This is a genomic window from Streptomyces sp. NPDC048288 (assembly GCF_043201555.1).
GTDB lineage: Bacteria > Actinomycetota > Actinomycetes > Streptomycetales > Streptomycetaceae > Streptomyces.
In genome coordinates this window covers 76388-99105 of the sequence record NZ_JBICZD010000015.1, presented here as the reverse complement: position 1 = coordinate 99105, position 22718 = coordinate 76388, and the positions used below count along the sequence as shown (strand labels likewise).

Sequence of the window (22718 nt, the reverse complement as noted above, 5' to 3'; positions counted from 1 at the left end):
GAGGTCGCGAGACCCGGCCGTGGCCGGTGGTGGAGGGCGGTCCTCGCGACCACCGCGACCATCGCCCTGGCCGTGGGCATGACCGCGCCCGCCGCGGCACGGGACACCGGCGGGCAGCCACCGGCCGCCGCGCCCGCCGCCGACCCGCAGCCGCACACGGTGAACCTCGACGGCTACTCGTTCCTCGTCGACGGCCGACGCACCTACCTGTGGTCCGGCGAGTTCCACTACTTCCGGCTCCCGAGCCAGGACCTGTGGCGCGACATCTTCCAGAAGATGAAGGCCGCCGGCTTCAACTCCACTTCCCTGTACTTCGACTGGGGCTACCACTCGCCGAAGCCCGGGGTGTACGACTTCACCGGGGTGCGGGACGTCGACAAGCTGCTCGACATGGCCGAGGAGGCCGGGCTCTACGTCATCGCCCGCCCGGCGCCGTACATCAACGCCGAGGTCGACAGCGGCGGCCTGCCCGGCTGGCTGACCACCAAGGCCGGGAACAACCGCAGCGACGACCCGCGGTTCCTGAAGTACGCCGACGAGTGGCTGACGCAGATCGACCGGATCATCGCCCGCCACCAACTCACCAACGGCACCGGGTCGGTGATCGCCTACCAGGTCGAGAACGAGTACTACAACGGCTCCGCCGCCGGCCGCTCCTACATGCAGCACCTGGAGGACAAGGCCCGCGCCGACGGCATCACGGTCCCGCTGACCGGCAACAACAACGGCACCTTCAACTCCGGCACCGGCGCCCTGGACGTCGACGGCCCGGACTCCTACCCGCAGGGGTTCAACTGCTCCAACCCCTCGAAGTGGAACGGTGTCCCCGACATCAGCTACGACCACCCCGCCGGAAAGCCCCTGTACTCACCGGAGTTCCAGGGCGGCGCCTTCGACCCCTGGGGCGGACCGGGCTACGACAAGTGCGCCCAGCTCATCAACGACCAGTTCGCCAACGTGTTCTACAAGCAGAACATCGCCGTCGGCGCCACCGCGCAGAGCTTCTACATGACCTACGGCGGCACCAACTGGGGCTGGCTGGGCATGCCGGAGAACTACACGTCGTACGACTACGGGGCCGCGATCCGCGAGAACCGGCAGCTCGACCCGAAGTACGACGAGGACAAGCTGATCGGGTACTTCACCCAGGCAGTCGCCCCGCTGACCAAGACCGAGGCGATCAGGGCCACCCCGCCGGACGACTCCGCCGTCGTCGACACCGCCCGGATGAACCCCGACACCAAGACGCAGTTCCACGTCCTGCGGCACGGGAACTCCACCTCCACGGCCGTCGACAAGACCCACATCTCCCTGGACTTCAACGCCCAGCCCGTCACGGACACCACCTACACCTGGGACGACCCCGACTCCGCCCTCCAGTACAGCGGTTCGTGGTCGCATGTCGCCAACACCAGCTACACCGGCGGCGACTACCAGCACACCGAGTCCTTCTCCAAGCAGGCCGGCGACTCGCTCACCGTCCCCTTCGACGGCACCGCGATCCGCTGGATCGGCTCGAAGACCAACAACCACGGCTACGCCGACGTCTACCTCGACGGCACCAAGGAGGCGACCGTCGACGACTCCGGCTCCGAGAACCAGGCGGTGCTCTTCCAGAAGACCGGCCTGACTCCCGGCGCGCACACGCTGAAGATCGTGGTCAGCGGCAGCCACAGCTCGGCGTCCACGGACAACTACGTGGCCGTCGACGCCATCGACGTGCCCACCGCCGACACCGCGACACCGACCTACCCGGTCGTCCCCCAGCAGCCCGGCACCGCGATCACCCTCGACGGCCGCGACTCGCACGTGATCGTGGCGAACTACCGGCTCGGCGAAGCGCAGTTGCAGTACTCCACCTCCGAGATCATGACCAGCGCGACCATCGGCGACCGGGACGTGGCCGTGCTCTACGGCGACGCGGGCAGCGATGGCGAGACGGTCCTGCGCTACTCCTCCGAGCCCACCGTGACCACCAGCGACGGCACCGCCGCCACCACCTGGGACCCGGCCACCGGTGACCTGCGGCTGAACTACACGCACCAGGGCCTGACCCGGATCAGCATCAGCGGAGGCGGCAAGCGCCCGCTGCTCCTGCTCGTCGCGGACAAGGACACGGCGAAGACCTTCTGGCGCCAGGACACCGCGAACGGCCCGGTCCTCGTCCGCGGCACCCACCTGCTGCGCACCGCGACCAGCCTGGACGGCGGCCGCACCGTGGCGCTCACCGGCGACAACGCCGACGACCAGAACATCGAGGTGTTCACCTCCGCCGCCCGCGTCACCTGGAACGGCCGGACCGTGCGCACCCGGACCACCGGCACCGCGAGCCTCACCGGGGCGATCCCGGTCGCCGCCGCGGTGCACCTCCCGGCGCTGACGAACTGGAAGCACGCCGAGGAATCCCCCGAAGCGGCCCCCGGCTTCGACGACACCAGCTGGCAGGTGGCCGACAGGTCGACCACCAACAGCGTCTCCGGCGCCAACTCGCTGCCGGTGCTCTACGCCGACGACTACGGCTTCCACACCGGCAACACCTGGTACCGCGGCCGGTTCCGCGCCACCGGCAAGGAGACCGGCATCCACCTGGTCTCGGACTCCGGCGGCGACGCCCAGGCCTTCTCCGTCTGGCTCAACGGCACCTTCCTCGGCAGCTCCACCACCGGCAGCGGCGACTTCACCTTCCCGGCCGGCGCGCTGAGGTCCGCGGGCGACAACATCCTCTCCGTGCTCACCGTGAACATGGGGCACGAGGAGGACTACAACTCCACCAACGGCAACAAGACCGCCCGCGGCCTGACCAGCGCCTCCCTCGTCGGCGCCCCGCTGACCTCCGTCACCTGGCGGCTACAGGGCGTGCGCGGCGGCGAGGACCTCCAGGACACCGTGCGCGGCCCGCTGTCGACGGGCGGCCTGTACGGCGAACGGGCGGGCTGGTCCCTGCCGGGCTACCCGGACGCCAAGTGGAACAGGGTGACCCTGCCGACGACCGACACCCGGCCCGGCGTCTCCTGGTACCGCACCGACGCCGACCTGGACCTGCCGCGCGGTCAGGACACCTCGGTCGGACTGACGTTCACCGACGACGCGTCGCGCGAGTACCGCGCCACGATCTTCGTCAACGGCTGGCAGCTCGGCAACTACGTCAACTACCTCGGCCCGCAGCACACCTTCCCGATCCCCAACGGGATCCTGAACCCGAACGGCCACAACAGCATCGCCATCGCCGTCTGGAACCTGGACGGCAGCACCGGCGGCCTCGGCAAGGTCGCGCTCACCGACTACGGCAGCTACGCGTCCTCCCTGCGCGTCGCCCAGAACGACAGCCCCCGCTACGACGCCCACACCTACGCGATGCCGAAGCGTCCCGGCGCCGATGTCACCCTGGACGTGCCCGACACCGCCCAGCCGGCCCAGGCCTTCACGGCCCGCACCACCGTCCGGGTGCCCGAGAACGCGTCCTCCGCCTCCCAGCTCACGGCTACCCTCGCCGCCCCCGACGGCTGGAGCGTCACCGCCACCGGCCCCGCCTCGGTCGACCGGGTACGGTCCGGCGGATCGGCCACCTTCACCTGGAACGTCGTCCCCCCGACCGGCACCCTGCCGTCCGCCTCCGCCCTCACCGCCACGGCGCACTACGTACAGCACGGACGGCAGGCGACCGGTGCCGACGAGCGCATCGTCGGCGGCATCCCACCGGCTCCCCCTTCCGGCAAGAGCGCGGTGAGCGACCTGCCGTTCCTGTCCGCCACCAACGGCTGGGGACCGGTGGAGCGCGACAGCAGCGTCGGCGAACAGGCGGCCGGGGACGGCCGGACGATCAGCATCGCCGGCGTGACCCACACCAAGGGCCTGGGCACCAACTCGGTCAGCGACGTCCAGCTCTACCTCGCCGGAACCTGCTCCCGCCTGACGGCGGACGTCGGCATCGACGACGAGACCAACGGCGCGGGCACGGTGACCTTCTCCGTCATCGCCGACGGAAAAACCCTCGTCACCACACCCACGATCCACGGCAAACAGGCGGCCGCACCGATCGACGTCGACATCAGCGGCGCCCAGGTGATCGACCTCAGGGTCGGCGACGCGGGCGACGGCAACGGCAACGACCACGGCGACTGGGGGACACCGACGCTGACGTGCGGTTAGGCCGGTTCCGCGGTCGATCGGCGCAGGTCACAGCTTGATCAAATTCCAGGAGCCGTCCGGCGACGACCCCGGGGGACGCGGATGCGCGTTCCCCGGGGAGGAAATGTGGACACCGCCCGATACGCGTACAGCCGGCCCATAGCGGCACGAGTGCTTCCGCTTCGGTGATCCACACCTGCTGGACAGCGGCCCCGCCGCCCGCGCCCGCGTTCTGCCTGGTCACACAAGTGCGGCGGCTACCTTCCCGCCCACGACAGTCGAACTCTCGCTGTCATCGCCGCACTTGAGGGTGGGAATGTGAAGAAGAGAGACAGAGCCGTGCCCGGCGCGCCGGGCCTCAGACGCGGATACGGACGCGGATACGGACGCGGCGCGCTGGCCGCCGCCTCGGCGCTGCTGCTCGCCGGGCTCGTCATGAGCACCGCGACCGCCGGGCAGCAGCAGTGGAGCGGCACCGCGGGTGGTGGGAAACCCGCCAGTGTCCCCGTCACCACACTGGACGACACCAGCGGCCAGGCGGCCGCCAAGGCACTGTCCTTCCTGTCCGAGGACGAACTCGCCCGCCGGCAGGCGAAGCTGAGCGGTGAGCGGGTCGAGCTGGCCTCGCAGCGCACCGAGACCTCCACCACCTACGTCAACCCGGACGGCACCCTGACGACCGAGTCGTACGCCGGGCCCGTACGGGTCAAGGACGAGAACGGCTCCTGGCAGGACATCGACACCGAACTGTCCGACGAGGGACCCGCGTTGGAGCCCGAGGCGGCCGCCGCCGACATCACCGTCTCGGACGGCGGCGACAAGCGGCTGGCCTCGGTCACGGAGGGCTCCGCCTCGCTCGCCCTGGGCTGGGAGGACACCCTGCCCACGCCGAAGGTGACCGGCGACACCGCCGCCTATGACCTCGGTGAGGGGCAGACGCTCACCGTCACCGCCCTGAAGGAAGGTTTCTCCCAGAACGTTGTCCTGGACGAGGCCCCCGACGGCGACCTCACCTACCGCATCCCCGTCACCCTCAAGGGACTCACCCTCTCCGAGGCGGACTCCGGCCATCTGCTGCTGAGGAACACCGCCGGCGACCTGGTGGCCGAGGCCCCCGCACCGATGATGTGGGACTCCTCGAAGGACGCCGTCTCCGGCGAGTCCCGGCACCTCGCGTCCGTGGACACCGACATCGAGACCGCCGCGGACGGCACCCAGACCCTCGTACTGCACCGGGACGCCGACTACTTCGCGCAGGACCTGACCTACCCGGTCACGGTCGACCCGACCTCCACCCTCGCGGTCACCACCGACACCTGGGTCGCCACCAACTACACCGACTCGCAGATCTCCTCCACCGAGCTGAAGTCGGGCACCTACAACGGCGGCGACACCGTGGCCCGTTCCTACCTGAAGTTCGACGTCTCGGACTTCGTGGGCACCCACATCACCGACACCAACCTGGCCCTGTACTCCTACTGGTCCTCCTCCTGCACCGGGGGCACCGGCACCGCGGTGCGCCGGATCACCGAGTCCTGGTCGTCGTCGGACATCACCTGGTCCACCAAGCCGGCCGGCACCACCACCGGCCAGGTGATCAACACCGCGGCCAAGGGGTACAGCAGCGCCTGCCCCGCCGGCACCATGAACTTCGACATCGACGACATCGTCCAGGCGTGGGCGAACGGCACCGCCAACTACGGGCTGATGATCCGCGGCCTCGACGAGACCGACTCCTACACCTGGCGCCGCTTCCGCTCCGCCAACTACGTCTCCGGTGACGGCTCCACCGAGCCGCATCTGACGGTGACGTACAACTCGTACCCGAAGACACCCGGTTCGCTCACCCTCGCGCCCAGCACCACCAGCGGCAGCGAGAAGGTCGTCACCTCGCTGACCCCGGTGTTCTCCGCGAAGGTCAGCGACGTCGACTCCGGTGCCAAGGTCCGGGTGCAGTACGCGATCGAACCCGACCCCGACTACGCCGACACCAGCTATACGCTGACGCAGTCCAGTGCGTACGTCAGCTCGGGCAAGGCGACCGCACTGACCGTCCCGTCCACCAGCCCGCTCCCTGACGGCACCCATCTGCGCATCCGCGCCCGCGCCTACGACGGCACCGACTACTCCACGGCCTGGACGTCTTGGCAGACGTTCACCGTCGACACCGGTGCCCTCGACATCCCGGAGGTGCCCGGCGACCTGCAGACCGGGGCCGTCGAGACCAGCACCCCGCTGCTGACTGCCGTCGCCACCGCGCTCGGACAGGACGACATCGCCACGCAGTACCTGCTCTACGACAGCACCGGTGCGGTCGTCGGCACGAGCCCCCTCGGGACCGCCACCGTCGCCTCTGGTGAGCGCGCCGCGTTCCAGGTCCCGGACGGACTGCTGACGGACAAGGCGACGTACAAGTGGAAGGCGCGTGCCTGCGTCGGCACCGTCTGCTCCTCGTACAGCTCGCTCAAGTCCTTCACCGTGGACGTCGCCGCGGCGGACACCACCACCCCCGACGACGACACCACCGGCACCGCCCCCACCGCGGTGACCGAACTGACCGCCCGCGCCGGGGAGAAGGGTGCCCTGGTCACCTGGGCCCCGTCCCGGTTCACCGGGGACGAGGACGACGAGGTCACCTACACCGTCGTCGCGAAGCTCGGCACCACGACCGCCGCGACCACGACGACCACCGGCACGTCCGCGGTCCTGACCGGCCTTGCCAACGGCTCGGCGTACACCTTCACCGTGACCCCGGCCAACGACTACGGCACCGGCACCGCGGCCACCTCCGCGTCGGTCACCCCGGTCGCGGTCACGGGCGGCACGGCCGCGTACACCACGGTCCTCGCCGAGTACCTCGCCGCACAGAACGCGCTGCTCAACGGCGACCAGGCCGGCGCCGCGACCGCTGCCGAAGCCAGCGACAGCGGCGACGCCTTCTCCGACGTCCTCGACGCCGAGCAGGCCACGCCCCTGACCGAGCGGGCCGGGGTGACCGGCGACGACATGGACGCCGAGGAACCCGCCAGCACCCTCACCGACGTCCTCGCCATGCCCGGGACCACCGGCTCCACGGTCGACCTCAGGGCCACCGCCACCACCACCGCCACCTATGTGTCCGGCGTCGACGGCTCGACCCCCGACGCCACCGACGACGCCGGGGTGTCCACCGACGTCTACACCTTCACCGCCGGCACCGCCCCCGTCCTCACCGGCCACACCACGGCCGACGCCGACGAGGCGACCGTCAGCGAGGGCGCCGAGGCGCTCGCCGACTTCGGCGAGAGCGTCGACACCGGCACCCTGGACGACACCGACGACGCCTCCGCTTTCGACGGCGACAGCGTCAACATCAACAACACGGTCACCAGCGTCTCCTACGACGCCCAGCAGGCCAGCGTCTCCATGTCGTACGGCGGAATCGCCAGCTGGGCCGTCGCCCACGCCCACCAAGCGGCCATGTACTCCCAGGACTGCACCAACTTCGTCTCCCGGGCGCTGCACCTCGGCGGCGGGATGAAGAAGAAGTACGACTCCTACGCCTACCTGAACGAGGGAGACCTCGACTACTGGTGGCGGTACAAGGGCAAGATCTACGACTACAACCAGTCCAAGACCTGGATCAACGCCGCGGCCCTGAAGAATTTCGTGTACCACTGGGCGTACTGGACGTCGCACTCCACCAGCAGCGCCCAGGTCGGCGACGTCATCTTCTACGACTGGGACCCGTCCGCGAAGGACGGTGTGGAACACTCCTCCGTCATCTCGAAGATCGACGCGAACGGCAAGATCTTCGTTGCGCAGCACAACCGCAACTTCGCCTACCGTCCTCTCACCACCCAGAAGAAGCTCGTGCCCGACATGAAGATCTGGATCTACAAGGTCTATCCGGAGTGGTACTCATGACCCAAGAGTCCGTGACAGCAACGACGGAACCCGGCCCGGCCTCCCGGTACGGGAGACTCGTCCTGTCCGAGGCGGCGGTGGCGCTCGTCCTGGTTCTCGTGGCCGGTGTCTGGGCCTGGACGGACCCGTACACCCCTCTGGGGACCCGGGCGGTGCTGCTGCGTGTCGCAATGGGCGTGGCGGTGTCGGTGGGTCTCAGCGCGGTGCTCTTCAGCCTAGGTGGCCGCGTTCTGCGAGGCATCGGCTGGGCGGTGGTCGTTCTGCGGGTGCCGGTGCTCGTGGTGTTTCCGTTGGGGTTCCTGATCCCGCAGTTCACGACGCTGCTGTTCTCCCTGTGAGGCGGTCACAGAACGCTGGTGCTCATCGAAGGGGTTTTCTCCGCAGGGTGCGCGATGTGGTGGATCTACCTGTGCCTCGCCTACCCGGAACAGGTATATCCCCTGGTGCTGTGGGGCATCGGCGGGGTGCTGGGCTCGATACCGCTCACCTTCTGGATGGTGACGAGACGCCAGGCGGTCTGGAGGGGAACGGAATGGACTCTCGTCGCTCTTCGGTACCTGACGGCCTTCATGGTCTCGCTGCCCAACGCGTGGCTGCTGTACACCGAGTGATGCCGCGCTCGGGCGCATGACGCTCGTGGTGGTCGGTCCCGTCGAACCCCGGCGGCCGACCACCTCGGGAGCCGGGCTTGCGGCGATCGCGGACGCGCACCGGATCAGCTCTCCGCCACGGCCACCCGACCGGACCGCAGGGACGACCGCCGGTCCGCCGGGCTGCTCAGAGCGGCCGCGAGCGTGAGGAGATCGTCGTCCGACACCACCCGCAGGCCGTACTCCGTGAGCAGGTGCGCCAGCTGCCCGGGCCGCCACAGCGAGCGCCACGGCTCGCCCGAGGTCACGGAGCTGCCGAGCACGTGGGCGAGACGGCGGCCGACGGTCGCCCTCGCCGACGGGGCCTGGTAGTTGACGACGAGTGCGCTGCCCGGGGCGGTCCGGGCGGCGAGGGCGGCCACCGTGGTGCGCACCTCGTCGCGGGTGAGGTACGGCACGACGCCCTCCCACAGCCAGACGGTCGGGGCCGACGGGTCGTGCCCGGCCGCGTCCAGCGCCGCGCCGAGATCATCGACGGCGAAGTCGACCGGAGTGAACCGTACGGAACGGGCGACGGCTGCCGGTCCGGCGGTACCCGGACCGTCCTCCCCGGGATCGCGCGCCAGGGGCGCGGCGTCCGCGAGGCGGTCGCGTTTGTCCTGCTGGGAGGCCGGATGGTCGACCTCCCACACATCCGTCCCGGAAAGCTCGGGCAGCCGCCACGCGCGGGTGTCCAGACCGGCGCCGAGAATCACGAGCTGGCCGGTCGGACGGGCGCGCAACGCGTCGTCGATCGCGACCGACCTCGGCACGACCACCTCGGCGCACGCCCGCACGCTCTCGTACGCGACCCGCGCCTGCCAGCCCTGCGGCACCGTGCCGGCCCGGACCTCGTCCACGGGCACCCGCTCGGCGGCGCGCAGCAGCCGTACCGCCAGCGGATCCACGAACCGTCCGGTGGCGATCGTGCCGTCCGCCACCGCCCGCCCCTGGCAGACCAGTACCGCCGTCCGGCTCGCCGCACGTCCGTTTTCGCTCATGAACCCGCATTCAACACCACGCCGCCGGCCGGGCGCCGTGCGAAGCGGCGGCGGTGCACGACGCGAACCGACAGGGACGGCGGGCCGGGGGGAGCGGCCGTGTCGTCCAGGGCGGGCTCGCGTCGTGCACCCGGCCCGGGATCAGGCCGTGTGGAGCGTCAGGCCGTAGCGGCTGAGGATCTCGTTGACCGGCTGGTACCAGGTCTCGCCGCCGGAGGAGCAGTTGCCCCAGCCGCCGGAGGTGACGCCCTGCGCCTGGTCGCCGCTGATGAAGGAGCCGCCGGAGTCACCGGGTTCGGCGCACACGCTGGTCTTGGTGAGCTGGTAGACCGTGCCCTGGCTGTAGTTGACCGTCTCGTTCTTGGCCAGGACGGTGCCGCAGTGCCAGTGCGTGGTGGAGCCCGAACGGCAGATGGACGCACCGACGGGGGCCTCGGCGGAACCGCGCACCAGCTGGTCGGAGACCGTGCCCCAGCCGAGCACCACCGGTACGGTCCACCAGCCGCTGCCGACGCTCACCCAGGAGTAGTCGTTGTCCGGGAACGAGGAGCCCTGGAAGGTGCCGACGTACGAGCCGTCCCAGCCGTAGACCGCGGCGCCGGGCTGGCCGCAGTGGCCGGCGGAGACGAAGCCGCCGTACACCGAGAAGCCGATGGAACAGCGGACGTTGCCGGTGTAGTAGGGATCGCCGCCCACGGTGCCGGCGGCGAGGGTGCTCGGCGCGTACGCGGTCCGCCGCACCTGGACGGGCCCGGCCGAGCGGGCCCGCGCGAGGAAGGAGCGGACATCGTTGTCAGCGCGGTGTCCGTCGACGACGTTCACGACGACCGCGTTGGCCGCGGGGTCGACGTACCAGCTCGCGACGGCCTTGGGGGCGGGCAGGTCGTCGATGTGTGCCTTCGCCGCGTCGAGCTGCCGCGCGCTGTGCTCGACGAGGCGTACGGTCGCGCCGGTCGCGCGCACGGCGCCGGTGTCCGCGCCACGGGTGACGGCGACGGTCAGGGTGCCGCTCCCGGCGTCGAACCAGGAGCCGGCGTAGGCCGCTCCGGCGGCCCGCTTCGCCGCGCGTTCCACGGTGGTCGCCGTCCGCTCCGCGGCGAGCCGGGCCTCGGCCTGGGTCCTGGTCAGGCCCAGATCGCGCTGCATGGCGGAGACGAGGGCGGGGGCGGCGGGTTCGGCCGCGGTCCGGGCGGGGGTGTCGGCGGCGGAGGCGGGCAGGGTGCTCGCGGTCGCCCAGGTGGCGAGGAGCAGGAGCGCGGACAGGGCGGAGCGCATGGCTGTGGTGCGTCTCAAGGGAGTGCCCCTTCGTTGTTCCAGTGATGTGGGGGTGGAACGGCAGACCGGTGAGAGCGCTCTCAGGCGTACGCGGCCGAGCTTAGCCGCTGATCATGGACAGGTCCATGCCAATCCTTGACCTCTTGATGGGACGTGCGCCGCCGGTCACTCTCCGCCCCTCCGCCGGGTGCGCCGCGTGAGCGGGGCGACGACGAGTGTCGGGGACACCGGTGAGGTGCGACGCTGGGACGAAAGGCATCCGCCGAGGGGACTCGGGAGGGCCCGATGGGACGTGATGTGCCGGCCCGGGTGTTCACACGGGAGGACCGGCGCCGGTACCGCGAGAAGATGCACGGCTGTCTCGACGCACTGGCGCAGATGCTGCGCGGATCGGGCTTCGAGAGCGAGCGCCCCCAGGTCGGCATGGAGATCGAGCTCAACCTGGTGGACGACGACGGGCTCCCGGCGATGCGCAACACCGAGGTGCTGCGGGCGATCGCCGACCCCGCCTGGTCCAGCGAGCTGGGCCGCTTCAACCTGGAGATCGACATCCCGCCCCGGCAGCTGACGTCCGGCGGCCCCGGCGCCTGGGAACAGACGATCCGCGACGCGCTCAACCACGCCGAGGACCGCGCCGCGACCGTGGGCGCCCACCTCATCATGATCGGGATCCTGCCGACGCTGGGGGAGTCGGACGTCGGCGAGACGTCCCTGTCCGGCGATCCGCGCTACCGCCTGCTGAACGAGCAGATCTTCGCGGCCCGCGGCGAGGACCTGCGGATCAGGCTGGAGGGCGTGGACCGCCTCTCCATGTACGCGGACGCGATCACCCCCGAGGCCGCCTGCACCAGCACCCAGTTCCATCTCCAGGTCGCCCCCAAGGAGTTCGCGGACTACTGGAACGCGGCCCAGGCCGTCGCCGGCGTCCAGATCGCCCTCGCCGCCAACTCGCCCTACCTCTTCGGCAGGGAACTGTGGCGGGAGACCCGTATCCCCCTGTTCGAACAGGCCACCGACACCCGCCCCGAGGAGATCAAGGCCCAGGGGGTACGACCGCGGGTGTGGTTCGGCGAACGGTGGATCACCAGCGTCTTCGACCTGTTCGAGGAGAACGTGCGCTACTACCCGGCGCTCCTGCCCCTGTGCGACGACGAGGACCCGCGGCGCACCCTCGACGCCGGCGGGGTGCCCCAGCTGGGCGAACTCACCCTGCAGAACGGCACGATCTACCGCTGGAACCGCCCCGTCTACGCCGTCACCGACAGCGGACCGCACCTGCGCATCGAGAACCGGGTCTTGCCCGCCGGCCCCACCGTGGCCGACATCATCGCCAACGCGGCGCTCTACTACGGCCTGACCCGCGCCCTCGTGGACGAGGACCGCCCGGTGTGGTCGCGGATGTCCTTCGCGGTCGCCGAGGAGAACCTCCACACGGCCGCCCGCGACGGCATCGACGCCCGCCTGTACTGGCCCGGCACCGGCGAAGTACCCGTCACGGAGCTGGTTTTGAGACGGCTGCTGCCGCTCGCCCACCGGGGCCTGGAACTGGCCGGCCTGGACGCCTCCTGGCGCGAGCCCATGCTGGGCATCATCGAGCGCCGCTGTGTCGACGGCCGCAACGGCGCCCTGTGGCAGGCGGAGACGGTCCACCACCTGGAGAACGCCGGCATCCACGACCGCCGGGAGGCGCTGCGCCGGATGACCACCACATACATGGACTACATGCACCTCAACGCGGCCGCGCACACCTGGCCCGTGGACTGAGCACTGCGCCGCGAACAAGCGCCGCCACGGACAGGGAGCCGGACTGGAGGGCACCGCGACGGGAAGGACCGCCCGACGGGAGACCACCCGGCGAACGGCTACCGTTCCGGGCCGCCGTGGGAAGGCCGCCGCCTCGGGCGAAGGACGCGCCGTGCGGCTTCGCGCCGTGCGGCTCCGCGCCGGGCGAATCTGCGCCGTGCGGCTCCGCGCCGGGCGAATCTGCGCCGTGCGGCTCCGCGCCGTGCGGCTCCGCGCCGTGCGGCTCCGCGCCGTGCGGCTCCGCGTCGTGAGGCTCCGCGCCGGGCGAATCTGCGCCGGGGGTTCTGCGTCGTGAGGCTCCGTGCCGGGTGGTTCTGCGTCGGGTGGTTCTGCGTCGGGTGGTCCTGCTTCAGGTGGTTCTGCGCCGTGCGGTTCTGCGCCGTGCGGTTCTGCGCCGGGTGGCTCCGCGCCGGGTGGTTCTGCGCCGGGCGGCTCCGCGTCGTGCGGCCCGGCCGCGAGGCCGCCCCGCCGCCCGGGCGCGGGTCACCGCCGTGTCAGGATGCCGGGTGATCACATCTGTTCCCGGAGGCCTGCCCGCGTGAGTGAGACCGAGGTGGCCGTCGCGCCGCACCCCCTGCTGCTGCCCGACGGCAGGCCCGCCGCCGAGGCATGGTCGCTGGACCCGGCCCTGCTGCACCTGAACCACGGATCGTTCGGCGCCGTCCCGCTGGTGGCCCAGGAGCGGCAGGCGGAACTGCGCGCCGAGATGGAGCGCGCGCCGGTGGTGTGGTTCCCGGAACTGCCGGGGCGGCTGGCCGCCACCCGGGCGGACCTCGCCGGCTTCCTGCGTGTCGACGCCGCCGACCTCGCCCTGGTGCCGAACGCCAGCGCCGGGGCCAGCGTGGTCTACAACGCGCTCGAACGCCGCGCGGGCGGGGAGATCGTCGTCACCGACCACGGCTACGGGGCCGTCACCATGGGAGCCGAGCGGCTGGCCCGCCGCTGGGGCGGCCGGGTGCGTACGGCGCGGGTGCCGCTCGGCGCGGACGAGAACGAGGCGTACGAGGCCGTCGTCGCCGAGATCGGCGCGGCCACCGACCTGGTCGTGATCGACCAGATCACCTCGGCGACCGCCCGCCGGCTGCCGGTCGAGCGGATCGGCGCGGAAGCGCGCCGCCGGGGCGTACCGATGCTCGTCGACGGCGCGCACGCGCCGGGTCTGCTCGCCGCGCCGCTCGCCGACGCCCCGTACGACTTCTGGACCGGCAACCTCCACAAATGGGGCTGCGCTCCGCGCGGCACCGCGGCCCTGGTCGCCCGCGGGCCGCTGCGGGACCTGCTCCACCCGCTGATCGACTCCTGGGGCGCCGGGGAGCCCTACCCCGACCGCTTCGACCACCAGGGCACCCTCGACGCCACCTCCTACCTGGCCGCCCCGACCTCCCTGGCCTTCGTCGAGCGTGCCTGGGGCTGGTCCGCCGCCCGCCGCCACATGGACCGGCTCGCGGACCACGCGGCCCAGGTCATCGGGGCCGCCTTCACCCGCCTCACGGGCGCGGACAGCCGGGCCGAGGTCGGGATGCCGGTCCCCGGCATGCGCCTGGTGCGGCTGCCCGACGGTCTCGGGCGCAGCCGGATCGAGGCCGACGCGCTGCGCGACCGGGTGGCCCGCGAACTCGCCGTCGAGGCCGCCTTCACCAGCTTCGACGGGATCGGCTACCTGCGCGTGTCCGCCCACGTCTACAACACCCCGGCCGACTACGAGCACTTCGCTGAGCGGTGTGTCCCGGTACTCGCCGACTGGGCCCGGGAATCGAGGAGTTGAGTCATCAGGTCAAGCGTCCCGGACACTTGACTCGATGGGCGCGCGGCCCGATCCTCGTCCCAGGTATTGCGCGGTTCATGACAACGCCATGGTTTCGTCAACCGCGCCCCCGCCGACCGAGGGACGTGGGCCGTGACGCCGACTCGACGCTCGTACCGCAGACGCAGGCAGGTCACCATGCTGTCGCTGCTGCTCCTGGTACTGACCATGGCCCTCGGGCCCACGCCGAGTTCGGCGGCCGGCAGCAACTGGTGGGACCCGACCGCCCGACCCGTCCCGGACGTCCAGATCAACGTCACCGGCGAGCCGTTCACCGGCACCAACTCCGCGGGCGAAGTACAGGGGTTCGTCGACGCGCACAACCACCTGTTCGGCAACGAGGCCTTCGGCGGCCGGCTGATCTGCGGCAAGGTCTTCTCCGAGGCCGGTGTCGCCGACGCCCTCAAGGACTGCCCCGAGCACTACCCGGACGGCACCCTCGCCCTCTTCGACTACATCACCCACGGCGGCGACGGCAAGCACGACCCGGTCGGCTGGCCCACCTTCAAGGACTGGCCCGCGTACGACTCGATGACCCACCAGGCCGACTACTACGCCTGGGTGGAGCGGGCCTGGCGCGGCGGACAGCGCGTGCTTGTCAACGACCTCGTCACCAACGGCATGATCTGCTCCATCTACCCCTTCAAGGACCGCAGTTGTGACGAGATGACCTCGATCCGGCTGCAGGCGAAGATGACCTACGCGCTGCAGGCCTACATCGACACGATGTACGGCGGCACCGGCAAGGGCTGGTTCCGGATCGTCACCGACAGCGCACAGGCCCGGCAGGTCATCGAGGAGGGCAAACTCGCCGTCGTCCTCGGGGTCGAGACCTCCGAACCCTTCGGCTGCAAGCAGATCCTCGACATCCCGCAGTGCAGCAAGGAGGACATCGACAAGGGCCTCGACGAGCTCTACGCGCTCGGCGTCCGCTCCATGTTCCTCTGCCACAAGTTCGACAACGCGCTGTGCGGCGTCCGCTTCGACTCCGGCGGCCTCGGAACGGCCATCAACGTCGGCCAGTTCCTCTCCACCGGCACCTTCTGGCAGACCGAGAAGTGCACCGGCGCGCAGCACGACAACCCCATCGGCAGCGCCTCCTCGGAAGCCGAGTCCGACCTGCCGGCGGGCGTGGACGTCCCCGCCTACGACTCGGACGCCCAGTGCAACAAGCGCGGTCTCACCGAACTCGGCGAGTACGCCGTGCGGGGCATGATGAAGCGCAAGATGATGCTGGAGATCGACCACATGGGCGTCAAGGCCGTCGGCCAGGCCCTCGACATACTGGAGTCCGCGTCCTACCCCGGCGTGATCTCCTCGCACAGCTGGATGGACCTGAACTGGACCGAGCGGGTCTACGCCCTCGGCGGCTTCGTCGCCCAGTACATGCACGGCTCCGAGGGCTTCGTCGCGGAAGCCGCCCGCACCAAGGCGCTGCGCGACAAGTACAACGTGGGCTACGGCTACGGCACCGACTTCAACGGCATCGGCGACCACCCCGCCCCGCGCGGAGCGGACGCAGCGAACAAGGTGACGTACCCCTTCACGAGCGTCGACGGCGGCTCCGTCATCGACAAGCAGACCTCCGGCGAACGCACCTTCGACATCAACACCGACGGCGCGGCCCACGCCGGGATGATCCCCGACTGGATCGAGGACATCCGGCAGGTCGGCGGCCAGACCGTGGTGAACGACCTGTTCCGGGGCGCCGAGTCCTACCTGGACACCTGGGGCGCCACCGAACAGCACCAGGCCTCGGTCAACCTCGCCAAGGGGCAGCCGGCGACGGCCAGTTCGTCCGAGTCGAACCCGTTCACCAGCTACCAGCCGGGCCGCGCCGTCGACGGCGACGACTCCACCCGCTGGGCCAGCGACTGGAGCGACGACCAGTGGTGGCAGGTCGACCTCGGCTCCACCCACCTGGTCTCCCGGGTGACGCTGGACTGGGAGCGCGCGTACGGCAAGTCGTACCGCATAGAACTCTCCACCGACGGCACCACCTGGCAGACCGCCTGGTCCACCACGAGCGGCGACGGCGGCCTGGACACGGCCCGGTTCACCGGAACCCCGGCCCGCTACGTCCGGGTCCACGGACTCGACCGAGGCACCGACTGGGGATACTCGCTCTACGAGGTCGGGGTCCACAGCGCCTGAGGCGGGGGTTCACGCATGGCACGCATGCCGTCGGCACAGCGGCGCGAACAGCTGACGGAAGCGGCCATCAGGACGATGGCCCGGGACGGTGTCGCCAAGGCGACGACCCGGGCCATCGCCGCCGAGGCGGGCGTGTCACTGAGCGTCTTCCACTACTGCTTCGACTCCAAGCAGGCCCTGATCGAGTCCGTCATCACCACCCTCACCGACCACTCGGTGACCGTCGTACGCGAGGCACTGCGGCCCAGGACCACGCTGGAGGAGACCGTCCGGGCCGGCTTCGAGGCCTACTGGGACCACGTCCGCGACCGCCCCGAAGAGCACATGCTCACCTACGAACTGACCCAGTACGCCCTGCGCGAGCCGGGCTGCGAGCACCTGGCCCGCCGGCAGTACGAGCTGTACGGCGCCGCCTACACCGAGCTGATCGAGCGGCTGCGCAGCAGCCGCGACCTCGAACTCCGCGTCCCCGTCTTCGTACTGGCCCGCTACCTCGCCGCCGTGACCGACGGCCTCACCCTCAACTACCTCGTCCTCGGCGACGAGTCGGCCTGGAACGACATCCTCGACACGGTCACCGCCCACATCGCGGGCCTGGTGGCCTGAGAGACGCTCGGCGCACCGCGCCGGTGGTTCGCTGAGCGGCCCGGCCGACGCCGCTGGGTAGGGTCGGGGCGTGGACCGCTGGAACAGACAGCCAGGCGAGGCGCGTGCCGGGGAAGCGCGGGGCGAGCTGTCGGCCCGGTCGGCCCGGGCGCTGTGGTGCGGGTCGGCCGGTCTGGTGCTCGCCGTCCTCGGCACCTCGGTGCTCGTCGCGGGCACCGGGCACGGCCGCCGACTTCCCGTGGCCGTCGCCCTGGTCCTCGTCCAGGCCTGCGCCCTGCGGTGGCAGACCCGCGCCCCCGTCCTGGTCCTGGCCGTGAACGCGCTGACGGGCCTCGCGGTGTGGGCGCTGCTGCCCGCGGTGAGCCTGACCGGGGCACTGCTCGCCGCACAGGTCACCCTGTGCGTGCTGTCCGCCACCAGACCACGGCGGGCCTCGGTACGCGCGCTCGCCGCGATGTGCCTGCCGGCGCCCCTGGGGTTCCACGCGGGCGGATCCGCCGGGCTCGCGGTCTATCTGCTGACGGTGCTCCTGGCGTGGACCGCCGGGCAGTGGCGCGGGGCGCAGCAGGCGCGGCGCAGGGCGGAGACGCGCCGGGCGGTGGTGGAGGAGCGGGCGCGGATCGCCCGCGAGGTCCATGACGTCGTCGCACACACCCTCTCGGTGATGGTCGTCCAGGCGGCCGCAGCCGACGACGTGTTCGCCCAGCGGCCCGAACAGGCCCGCGAGGCACTGCGCGCCATCGAGACCGGCGCCCGCTCGGCCCTCGGCGAACTGCGCCTGCTGCTGCGGGCGTTCCGGCCCGAGGCGGAGGGGGAGGGGGAGGCGGAGACCGTACCTGGCGGCGGTGACAGTGAAAGCGACCGCCGGCCGGGGCCCTCGCTCGCGCGGCTCGACGAGCTGGCCGACCGGGTGCGCGCGACCGGGATGACCGTGCGCGTGCACCGCGAGGGTGCCGCCGAGGGGCTGCCCGCCGCGGTGGACCTCGCGGCGTACCGGATCGTCCAGGAGGCCCTCACCAACACGCTGCGCCACGCCGACGGCGCCGACGAGGTGCGGGTGCGGGTGGCAGTGGAAGGGGAGTGCGTGGAGGTCACGGTGGTCGACAACGGGCGGACCCGGCAGAGCGGCCCGGCCTCTCCGGGAGCGGGACGCGGCCTGGTGGGGATGCGGGAGCGCGCGCGGCTCGTCGGCGGCAGCCTGCGGGCCGGCCCGCTGCCCGGAGGCGGGTTCGAGGTGGCGGCGCGACTGCCCGTGGAGCGCGTGTCATGACGCTGCGCGTGGTGGTGGCGGACGACCAGGCCCTGGTCCGCACCGGATTCCGCATGATCATCGACGCCCGGGACGACCTGGAGGTGGTCGGCGAGGCCGCCGACGGCCAGGAGGCGGTACGGCTGACCGGGGAACTGGACCCCGACGTGGTGCTGATGGACGTCCGCATGCCCGTCGTGGACGGCATCGAGGCGACCCGGCGGATCGCGGGGAGCGGCAGCCGGTCCCGGGTGCTCGTGCTGACCACCTGGGACGTGGACGCGCACGTGGTCGCCGCTCTGCGGGCCGGGGCGAGCGGCTTCCTGCTCAAGGACATCCGCCCCGGCGAACTCGTCGAGGCGATCCGTCTCACCGCGCGCGGCGACGCGCTGCTGGCACCGGCTGTGCTGAGCCGCGTCCTCGACCGGTTCCTGCGCACCACGCCCGACCCGGCGCCGCCGCCGTCCCTGCGGGACCTGTCCGGCCGTGAACGCGAGGTGCTCACCCTGATCGGCCAGGCACTGTCGAACGCGGAGATCGCCGAGCGGCTGCGCCTGTCGGAGGCCACCGTCAAGAACCATGTCACCGCCGTGCTGCGCAAACTGGGGCTGCGCGACCGCGTCCAGGCCGTCGTCGCCGCCTACGACCACGGCCTCGTGCACCCGCGCCGCCCCTGAGCACACCGTCTCCTCCTCAAGGAGGAGGCCGGGCCGCGGTCCTCCCACGTTCCCAGTCCCGGTCCGTCCCCGCGGCCGATCCGCGCCCGGGGCGGCCGGCCCTAGCGTCGAAGGGTGATCGACGACCTCGCCTGCCTCATGTACCTGCTCGCCCACGACGACGTGGCCGGCGGCCCCTACGACCGTTCCCGGACCGAACTGCTCCTGCGCGCCGCCGCCCTCGTCGACCTCGCGTCGCGCGGCCGGCTCGGGGAGGACGGCGGCACGGTCACCGTCTCCGGCACGGCACCGACCGGTGACCCCGTCCTGGACGGCGTGCTGCGCGACGCGGCCGCCGGGCACGGCTGGAAGGGGCTCATGCGCCGCCACCGCCGACGGACCCGGACGGAGGTGGAGGACCGGCTCGCCACGGCCGGAGTCCTCACCGTGCGGGCACCCCGCACCCGTTTCGGCGCCCGACGGCTCACCCTGACGGATCCAGCGGTCGCCGCCGCCCTCCGCGCCCGGGTCTCCACGGCCCTGCGCGGGGACGGGCCCGTCGGCGAGATTCCCGCCACCGACGCCGCACTGCTGGCCCTGGCGGCGGCGGGCCGCGTCCGCTCGGTCGTGTCCCGACCGGACCAGAAGGCCTACCGGACCCGTATCGACGCCTGCACGGGACGTCTGGCCGCGCTCGCGCCCGGCCTGGAGAAAGCCGTACGCGCACTGCCGACGACCATGATCGCCGCTCAGGGCGGCATCGGCGGCAGCTGACCGGAGGGCGAGACGACCCGCATGCACCGTGCCCCGACCACCTGGGGCGGCCGTGCCTCGACCGGCTTCGGCTGCGCCCCGACCGCCGTACCCATGGCGGCGGCCTGGCCCGCAGCCCCGCCGGTCAGACGGTGCGGACGGTGGCGCGGGCGGATTCGTCGACGTGGAGGGTGAAGACGTCGGGGCGGGAGTAGTGGCCGGCGGGGTCGAAGTCGAACCGGGCGCGGGTGAGGTCGTCCAGGTCGAGTTCGGCGGTCAGGATGCCCTCGCCGTCGCGCAGTGGGCCGGCCAGCACCTCGCCGAGCGGGGAGACGATGACGGAGCCGCCACCGATCAGGACGGTACCGGGGTCGTCGCCCTGGACGGGGTGCAGGTCCGCGGGCAGGGCGTTGCGGCGCAGATACTGGTTCGCGCCGAGGACGAAGCAGCGCCCCTCCAGCGCGATGTGCCGCATGGTGGCCTGCCAGGCGTCCCGGTCGTCCACCGAGGGCGCGCACCACAGGTCGACGCCCTTGGCGTACATCGCCATACGGAACAGCGGCATGTAGTTCTCCCAGCAGATGCCCGCACCGATGCGGGCGGCGCCGGTGTCCACGACGGGGAGGGTGGAGCCGTCCCCCTGGCCCCGCAGACAGCGTTCGGCGGCGGTGGGCATGAGCTTGCGATGCAGGCCCAGGTAGCCGTCGGGCCCGAAGAAGAGGGCGACGCAGTACAGGGTGCCCCGCCGCCGTTCCACCGCACCGACGACGGCGTGGCAGCCGAGCTCCCGGGTGCCGGCGCTGGCCACCATCCCCACCCACGCGGCCACCGTCTACGCCGACGCGCTGGCGTTGACCGCCGTCGAACCGCCCCTGCCCATGCCCGAGTACACCGTCACCGCGCTCTGGCACACCACCATGACCGACGACCCCGCCCACACCTGGCTCCGTCACCTCGTCGGCGAGCACCACGCGACCGCCGCCCACGTCCGGCACGCCTAGGCGGGGGCGCCCCCTGCGTCTCAGGTGCCGTTACCGATGCGTTTCCGCAGGTTAATTTCCGGGCCCGAAGGGTTGGCTGGAAGTCGTCTCCTGGTTATCGTTCACGAACTCCACTCAATCGTTCCGCTGAACGAATAGCGAGAGAGACGGTCGGTCCATGCCCGACATCCACCTCCCGGGGCGCCTCCCGGGGCGCCGCGCGGTGCTCGCCGCGGGCGCGGCCGCGACGGCCTCGCTCGGCGCGTCCTGGCTGCTCACCGGCTGTACGGGGGCAGCCGCAGCCCCCGACCTGACGGCTGCCGCCCTGAAAGGCACCCCCGACCCCGGCGGCACCCTGCGCATCGCCCGGCCGCCGGCCTCCGACGCCGAGACCCTCGATCCGGCGAGCTCCCTGTCGGCGTACGAATACCTCGGCGCCCTCTACAACCGGCTGGTCCGCGTCGGCGCGGACGGCGAACTCGCCCCCGACCTCGCCGAGTCCTGGGAGTCCGACGCCAAGGCCCGCACCTGGACCTTCCGGCTCCGCAAGGGCGTCACCTTCCACGACGGACGCGCCTTCACCGCCGCCGACGCCGCCTACACGCTGCGGCACATCCTCGACAAGGCCACCGCCTCACCCCAGGCCGCCGTCCTCGCCCCGCTCGTCGACCCGAGCACGCTGCGCACCCCGGACGCCCACACCCTCGTCGTCCCCCTGAAGACCCCGAACGCCGAGTTCCCCAGCCTCCTCACGCACTACAACTGCTACGTCATCCCCGACGGCAGCGCCAAGGGCATCGGCCGCACCGGCATCGGCACCGGCCCCTTCAAGCTGGAGTCCTTCGCCCCGGCGGGCCCCGGCCGGGTCACCGCGAACAAGGACCACTGGGCCGGCCGCCCCGTCCTCGACGCCATCGCCTTCTACTCGGTCGCCGACATGTCCGCCCGCTCCAACGCCCTGCTCGCCGGACAGGTGGACCTGCTCTCCCAGACCAACCTCGACTTCGCCACCGCCCGGGTGGTCGCCGCCTCCGACCGGGCCACCGTCGCCCGGGTCAAGGACGCGCAGTGGTACGTGCTCCCGATGCTCACCACCGAGAAGCCCTTCACCGACGTCCGCGTCCGGCAGGCGATGAAGCTCGCCTACGACCCCGAGCACGTCGTGAAGGTCGCGCTCCAGGGCGCGGGCACGGCGGGGTGGGACAACCCCGTGCCGCCGAGCGACCCCGCCCACATCGCCACCCACCCCGCGCACGACCCGGAGCAGGCCCGACACCTCCTCAAGCAGGCCGGGTACGAGGGGTTGAGCATCGACCTCTACACCTCGTCGTACGACCCGCTGTTCACGCCGATGGCCCTCGCCTACCAGGACTCCGCCAAGCGCGCCGGTATCCGGATCAAGGTGAAGACGGCCGCTGCGGACTCGTACTACACGCAGATCTGGATGAAGAAGCCGCTGATGGCCACCTACTGGTTCACCGGGCGGCCCGTCGACCAGCTCTTCACCCAGATCTTCCGCAGCGGCTCCTCCTACAACGAGACCGCCTGGTCCGACAAGGAGTTCGACGCCGTACTCGACCGGGCCCGCGCCGAGACCGACGAGACGAGACGCCGTGAACTGTACGGCGAGGCACAGACGTTGGTGATCGAGCGGGGCGGGGCGATGACCCCGATGTTCGCCGACCGGCTCGTCGGCATCTCCCGGAAGGTCCGCGGCTACGCCGAGCACGGCTTCGAGTTCGACCACCTCAACATCGGTGTGAAGGGGGCCTGA

Annotated in this window: 16 protein-coding genes; 13 read left to right on the top strand and 3 right to left on the bottom strand. The window is 71.5% G+C overall.

Features of this window, described 5'->3' with window-relative positions:
- Positions 1-78: 78 nt before the first annotated feature.
- The 4 genes from ACGFZS_RS41090 to ACGFZS_RS41075 all read left to right on the top strand — a co-directional run bounded on the left by ACGFZS_RS41090 (position 79) and on the right by ACGFZS_RS41075 (position 8645).
- Positions 79-4149, top strand: coding sequence for a beta-galactosidase (locus ACGFZS_RS41090; RefSeq protein WP_393799556.1), 4071 nt, complete (start codon positions 79-81; stop codon positions 4147-4149).
- A gap of 297 nt (positions 4150-4446) precedes the next feature.
- Positions 4447-8034 carry a DNRLRE domain-containing protein gene (locus ACGFZS_RS41085; protein WP_393799434.1) on the top strand — a complete coding sequence of 1196 codons (3588 nt, stop codon included), beginning with the start codon at positions 4447-4449 and terminating at the stop codon, positions 8032-8034.
- A gap of 11 nt (positions 8035-8045) precedes the next feature.
- Positions 8046-8372 (top strand): hypothetical protein, encoded by a 327-nt coding sequence (locus tag ACGFZS_RS41080; RefSeq protein WP_393799433.1) that lies wholly within the window; start codon positions 8046-8048, stop codon positions 8370-8372.
- 54 nt (positions 8373-8426) lie between these two features.
- Positions 8427-8645 carry a hypothetical protein gene (locus tag ACGFZS_RS41075; RefSeq protein WP_393799432.1) on the top strand — a complete coding sequence of 73 codons (219 nt, stop codon included), beginning with the start codon at positions 8427-8429 and terminating at the stop codon, positions 8643-8645.
- 104 nt (positions 8646-8749) lie between these two features.
- Here the strand turns inward: ACGFZS_RS41075 and ACGFZS_RS41070 are convergent, their stop codons facing one another.
- Both ACGFZS_RS41070 and ACGFZS_RS41065 read right to left on the bottom strand, forming a co-directional pair.
- Entirely contained in the window at positions 8750-9664 is a 915-nt protein-coding gene (locus ACGFZS_RS41070) for a class I SAM-dependent methyltransferase (protein WP_393799431.1), read from the bottom strand.
- 141 nt (positions 9665-9805) lie between these two features.
- Positions 9806-10939 carry a S1 family peptidase gene (locus tag ACGFZS_RS41065; protein WP_393799555.1) on the bottom strand — a complete coding sequence of 378 codons (1134 nt, stop codon included), beginning with the start codon at positions 10937-10939 and terminating at the stop codon, positions 9806-9808.
- 285 nt (positions 10940-11224) lie between these two features.
- Between ACGFZS_RS41065 and ACGFZS_RS41060 the strand changes: the two genes are divergently transcribed.
- From ACGFZS_RS41060 to ACGFZS_RS41030, 7 genes are all read left to right on the top strand, one after another.
- Positions 11225-12703, top strand: coding sequence for a glutamate--cysteine ligase (locus ACGFZS_RS41060; protein ID WP_393799430.1), 1479 nt, complete (start codon positions 11225-11227; stop codon positions 12701-12703).
- A 577-nt stretch (positions 12704-13280) separates the two neighbouring features.
- Positions 13281-14507: an aminotransferase class V-fold PLP-dependent enzyme gene (locus tag ACGFZS_RS41055; RefSeq protein WP_393799429.1), complete on the top strand. Its 1227-nt coding sequence runs from the start codon at positions 13281-13283 to the stop codon at positions 14505-14507.
- A gap of 177 nt (positions 14508-14684) precedes the next feature.
- Complete coding sequence (locus ACGFZS_RS41050) at positions 14685-16700, top strand: discoidin domain-containing protein (protein WP_393799554.1); 2016 nt, start codon at positions 14685-14687, stop codon at positions 16698-16700.
- Between the two features lie 15 nt (positions 16701-16715).
- Positions 16716-17306, top strand: coding sequence for a TetR/AcrR family transcriptional regulator (locus tag ACGFZS_RS41045; RefSeq protein ID WP_393799428.1), 591 nt, complete (start codon positions 16716-16718; stop codon positions 17304-17306).
- 70 nt (positions 17307-17376) lie between these two features.
- Complete coding sequence (locus ACGFZS_RS41040) at positions 17377-18576, top strand: sensor histidine kinase (protein ID WP_393799427.1); 1200 nt, start codon at positions 17377-17379, stop codon at positions 18574-18576.
- Positions 18573-19232: a response regulator gene (locus ACGFZS_RS41035; RefSeq protein WP_393799426.1), complete on the top strand. Its 660-nt coding sequence runs from the start codon at positions 18573-18575 to the stop codon at positions 19230-19232. Before ACGFZS_RS41040 ends, ACGFZS_RS41035 begins: the two co-directional genes overlap by 4 nt.
- A 114-nt stretch (positions 19233-19346) precedes the next feature.
- On the top strand, positions 19347-19985 hold the full coding sequence (locus ACGFZS_RS41030; RefSeq protein ID WP_393799425.1) for a GPP34 family phosphoprotein: 639 nt from the start codon (positions 19347-19349) through the stop codon (positions 19983-19985).
- A gap of 124 nt (positions 19986-20109) precedes the next feature.
- On the opposite strand, the gene ACGFZS_RS41025 is transcribed toward ACGFZS_RS41030, so the two are convergent.
- The gene (locus ACGFZS_RS41025; RefSeq protein ID WP_393799424.1) at positions 20110-20775 is read right to left on the bottom strand and encodes a carbon-nitrogen hydrolase family protein; all 666 of its coding nucleotides are present in this window, start codon (positions 20773-20775) and stop codon (positions 20110-20112) included.
- Here ACGFZS_RS41025 and ACGFZS_RS41020 point away from each other — a divergent pair.
- The gene (locus tag ACGFZS_RS41020; protein ID WP_393799423.1) at positions 20756-20965 is read left to right on the top strand and encodes a hypothetical protein; all 210 of its coding nucleotides are present in this window, start codon (positions 20756-20758) and stop codon (positions 20963-20965) included. The two genes, ACGFZS_RS41025 and ACGFZS_RS41020, sit on opposite strands and share 20 nt — an antisense overlap.
- Before the next feature lie 157 nt (positions 20966-21122).
- The gene (locus ACGFZS_RS41015; RefSeq protein WP_393799422.1) at positions 21123-22718 is read left to right on the top strand and encodes an ABC transporter substrate-binding protein; all 1596 of its coding nucleotides are present in this window, start codon (positions 21123-21125) and stop codon (positions 22716-22718) included.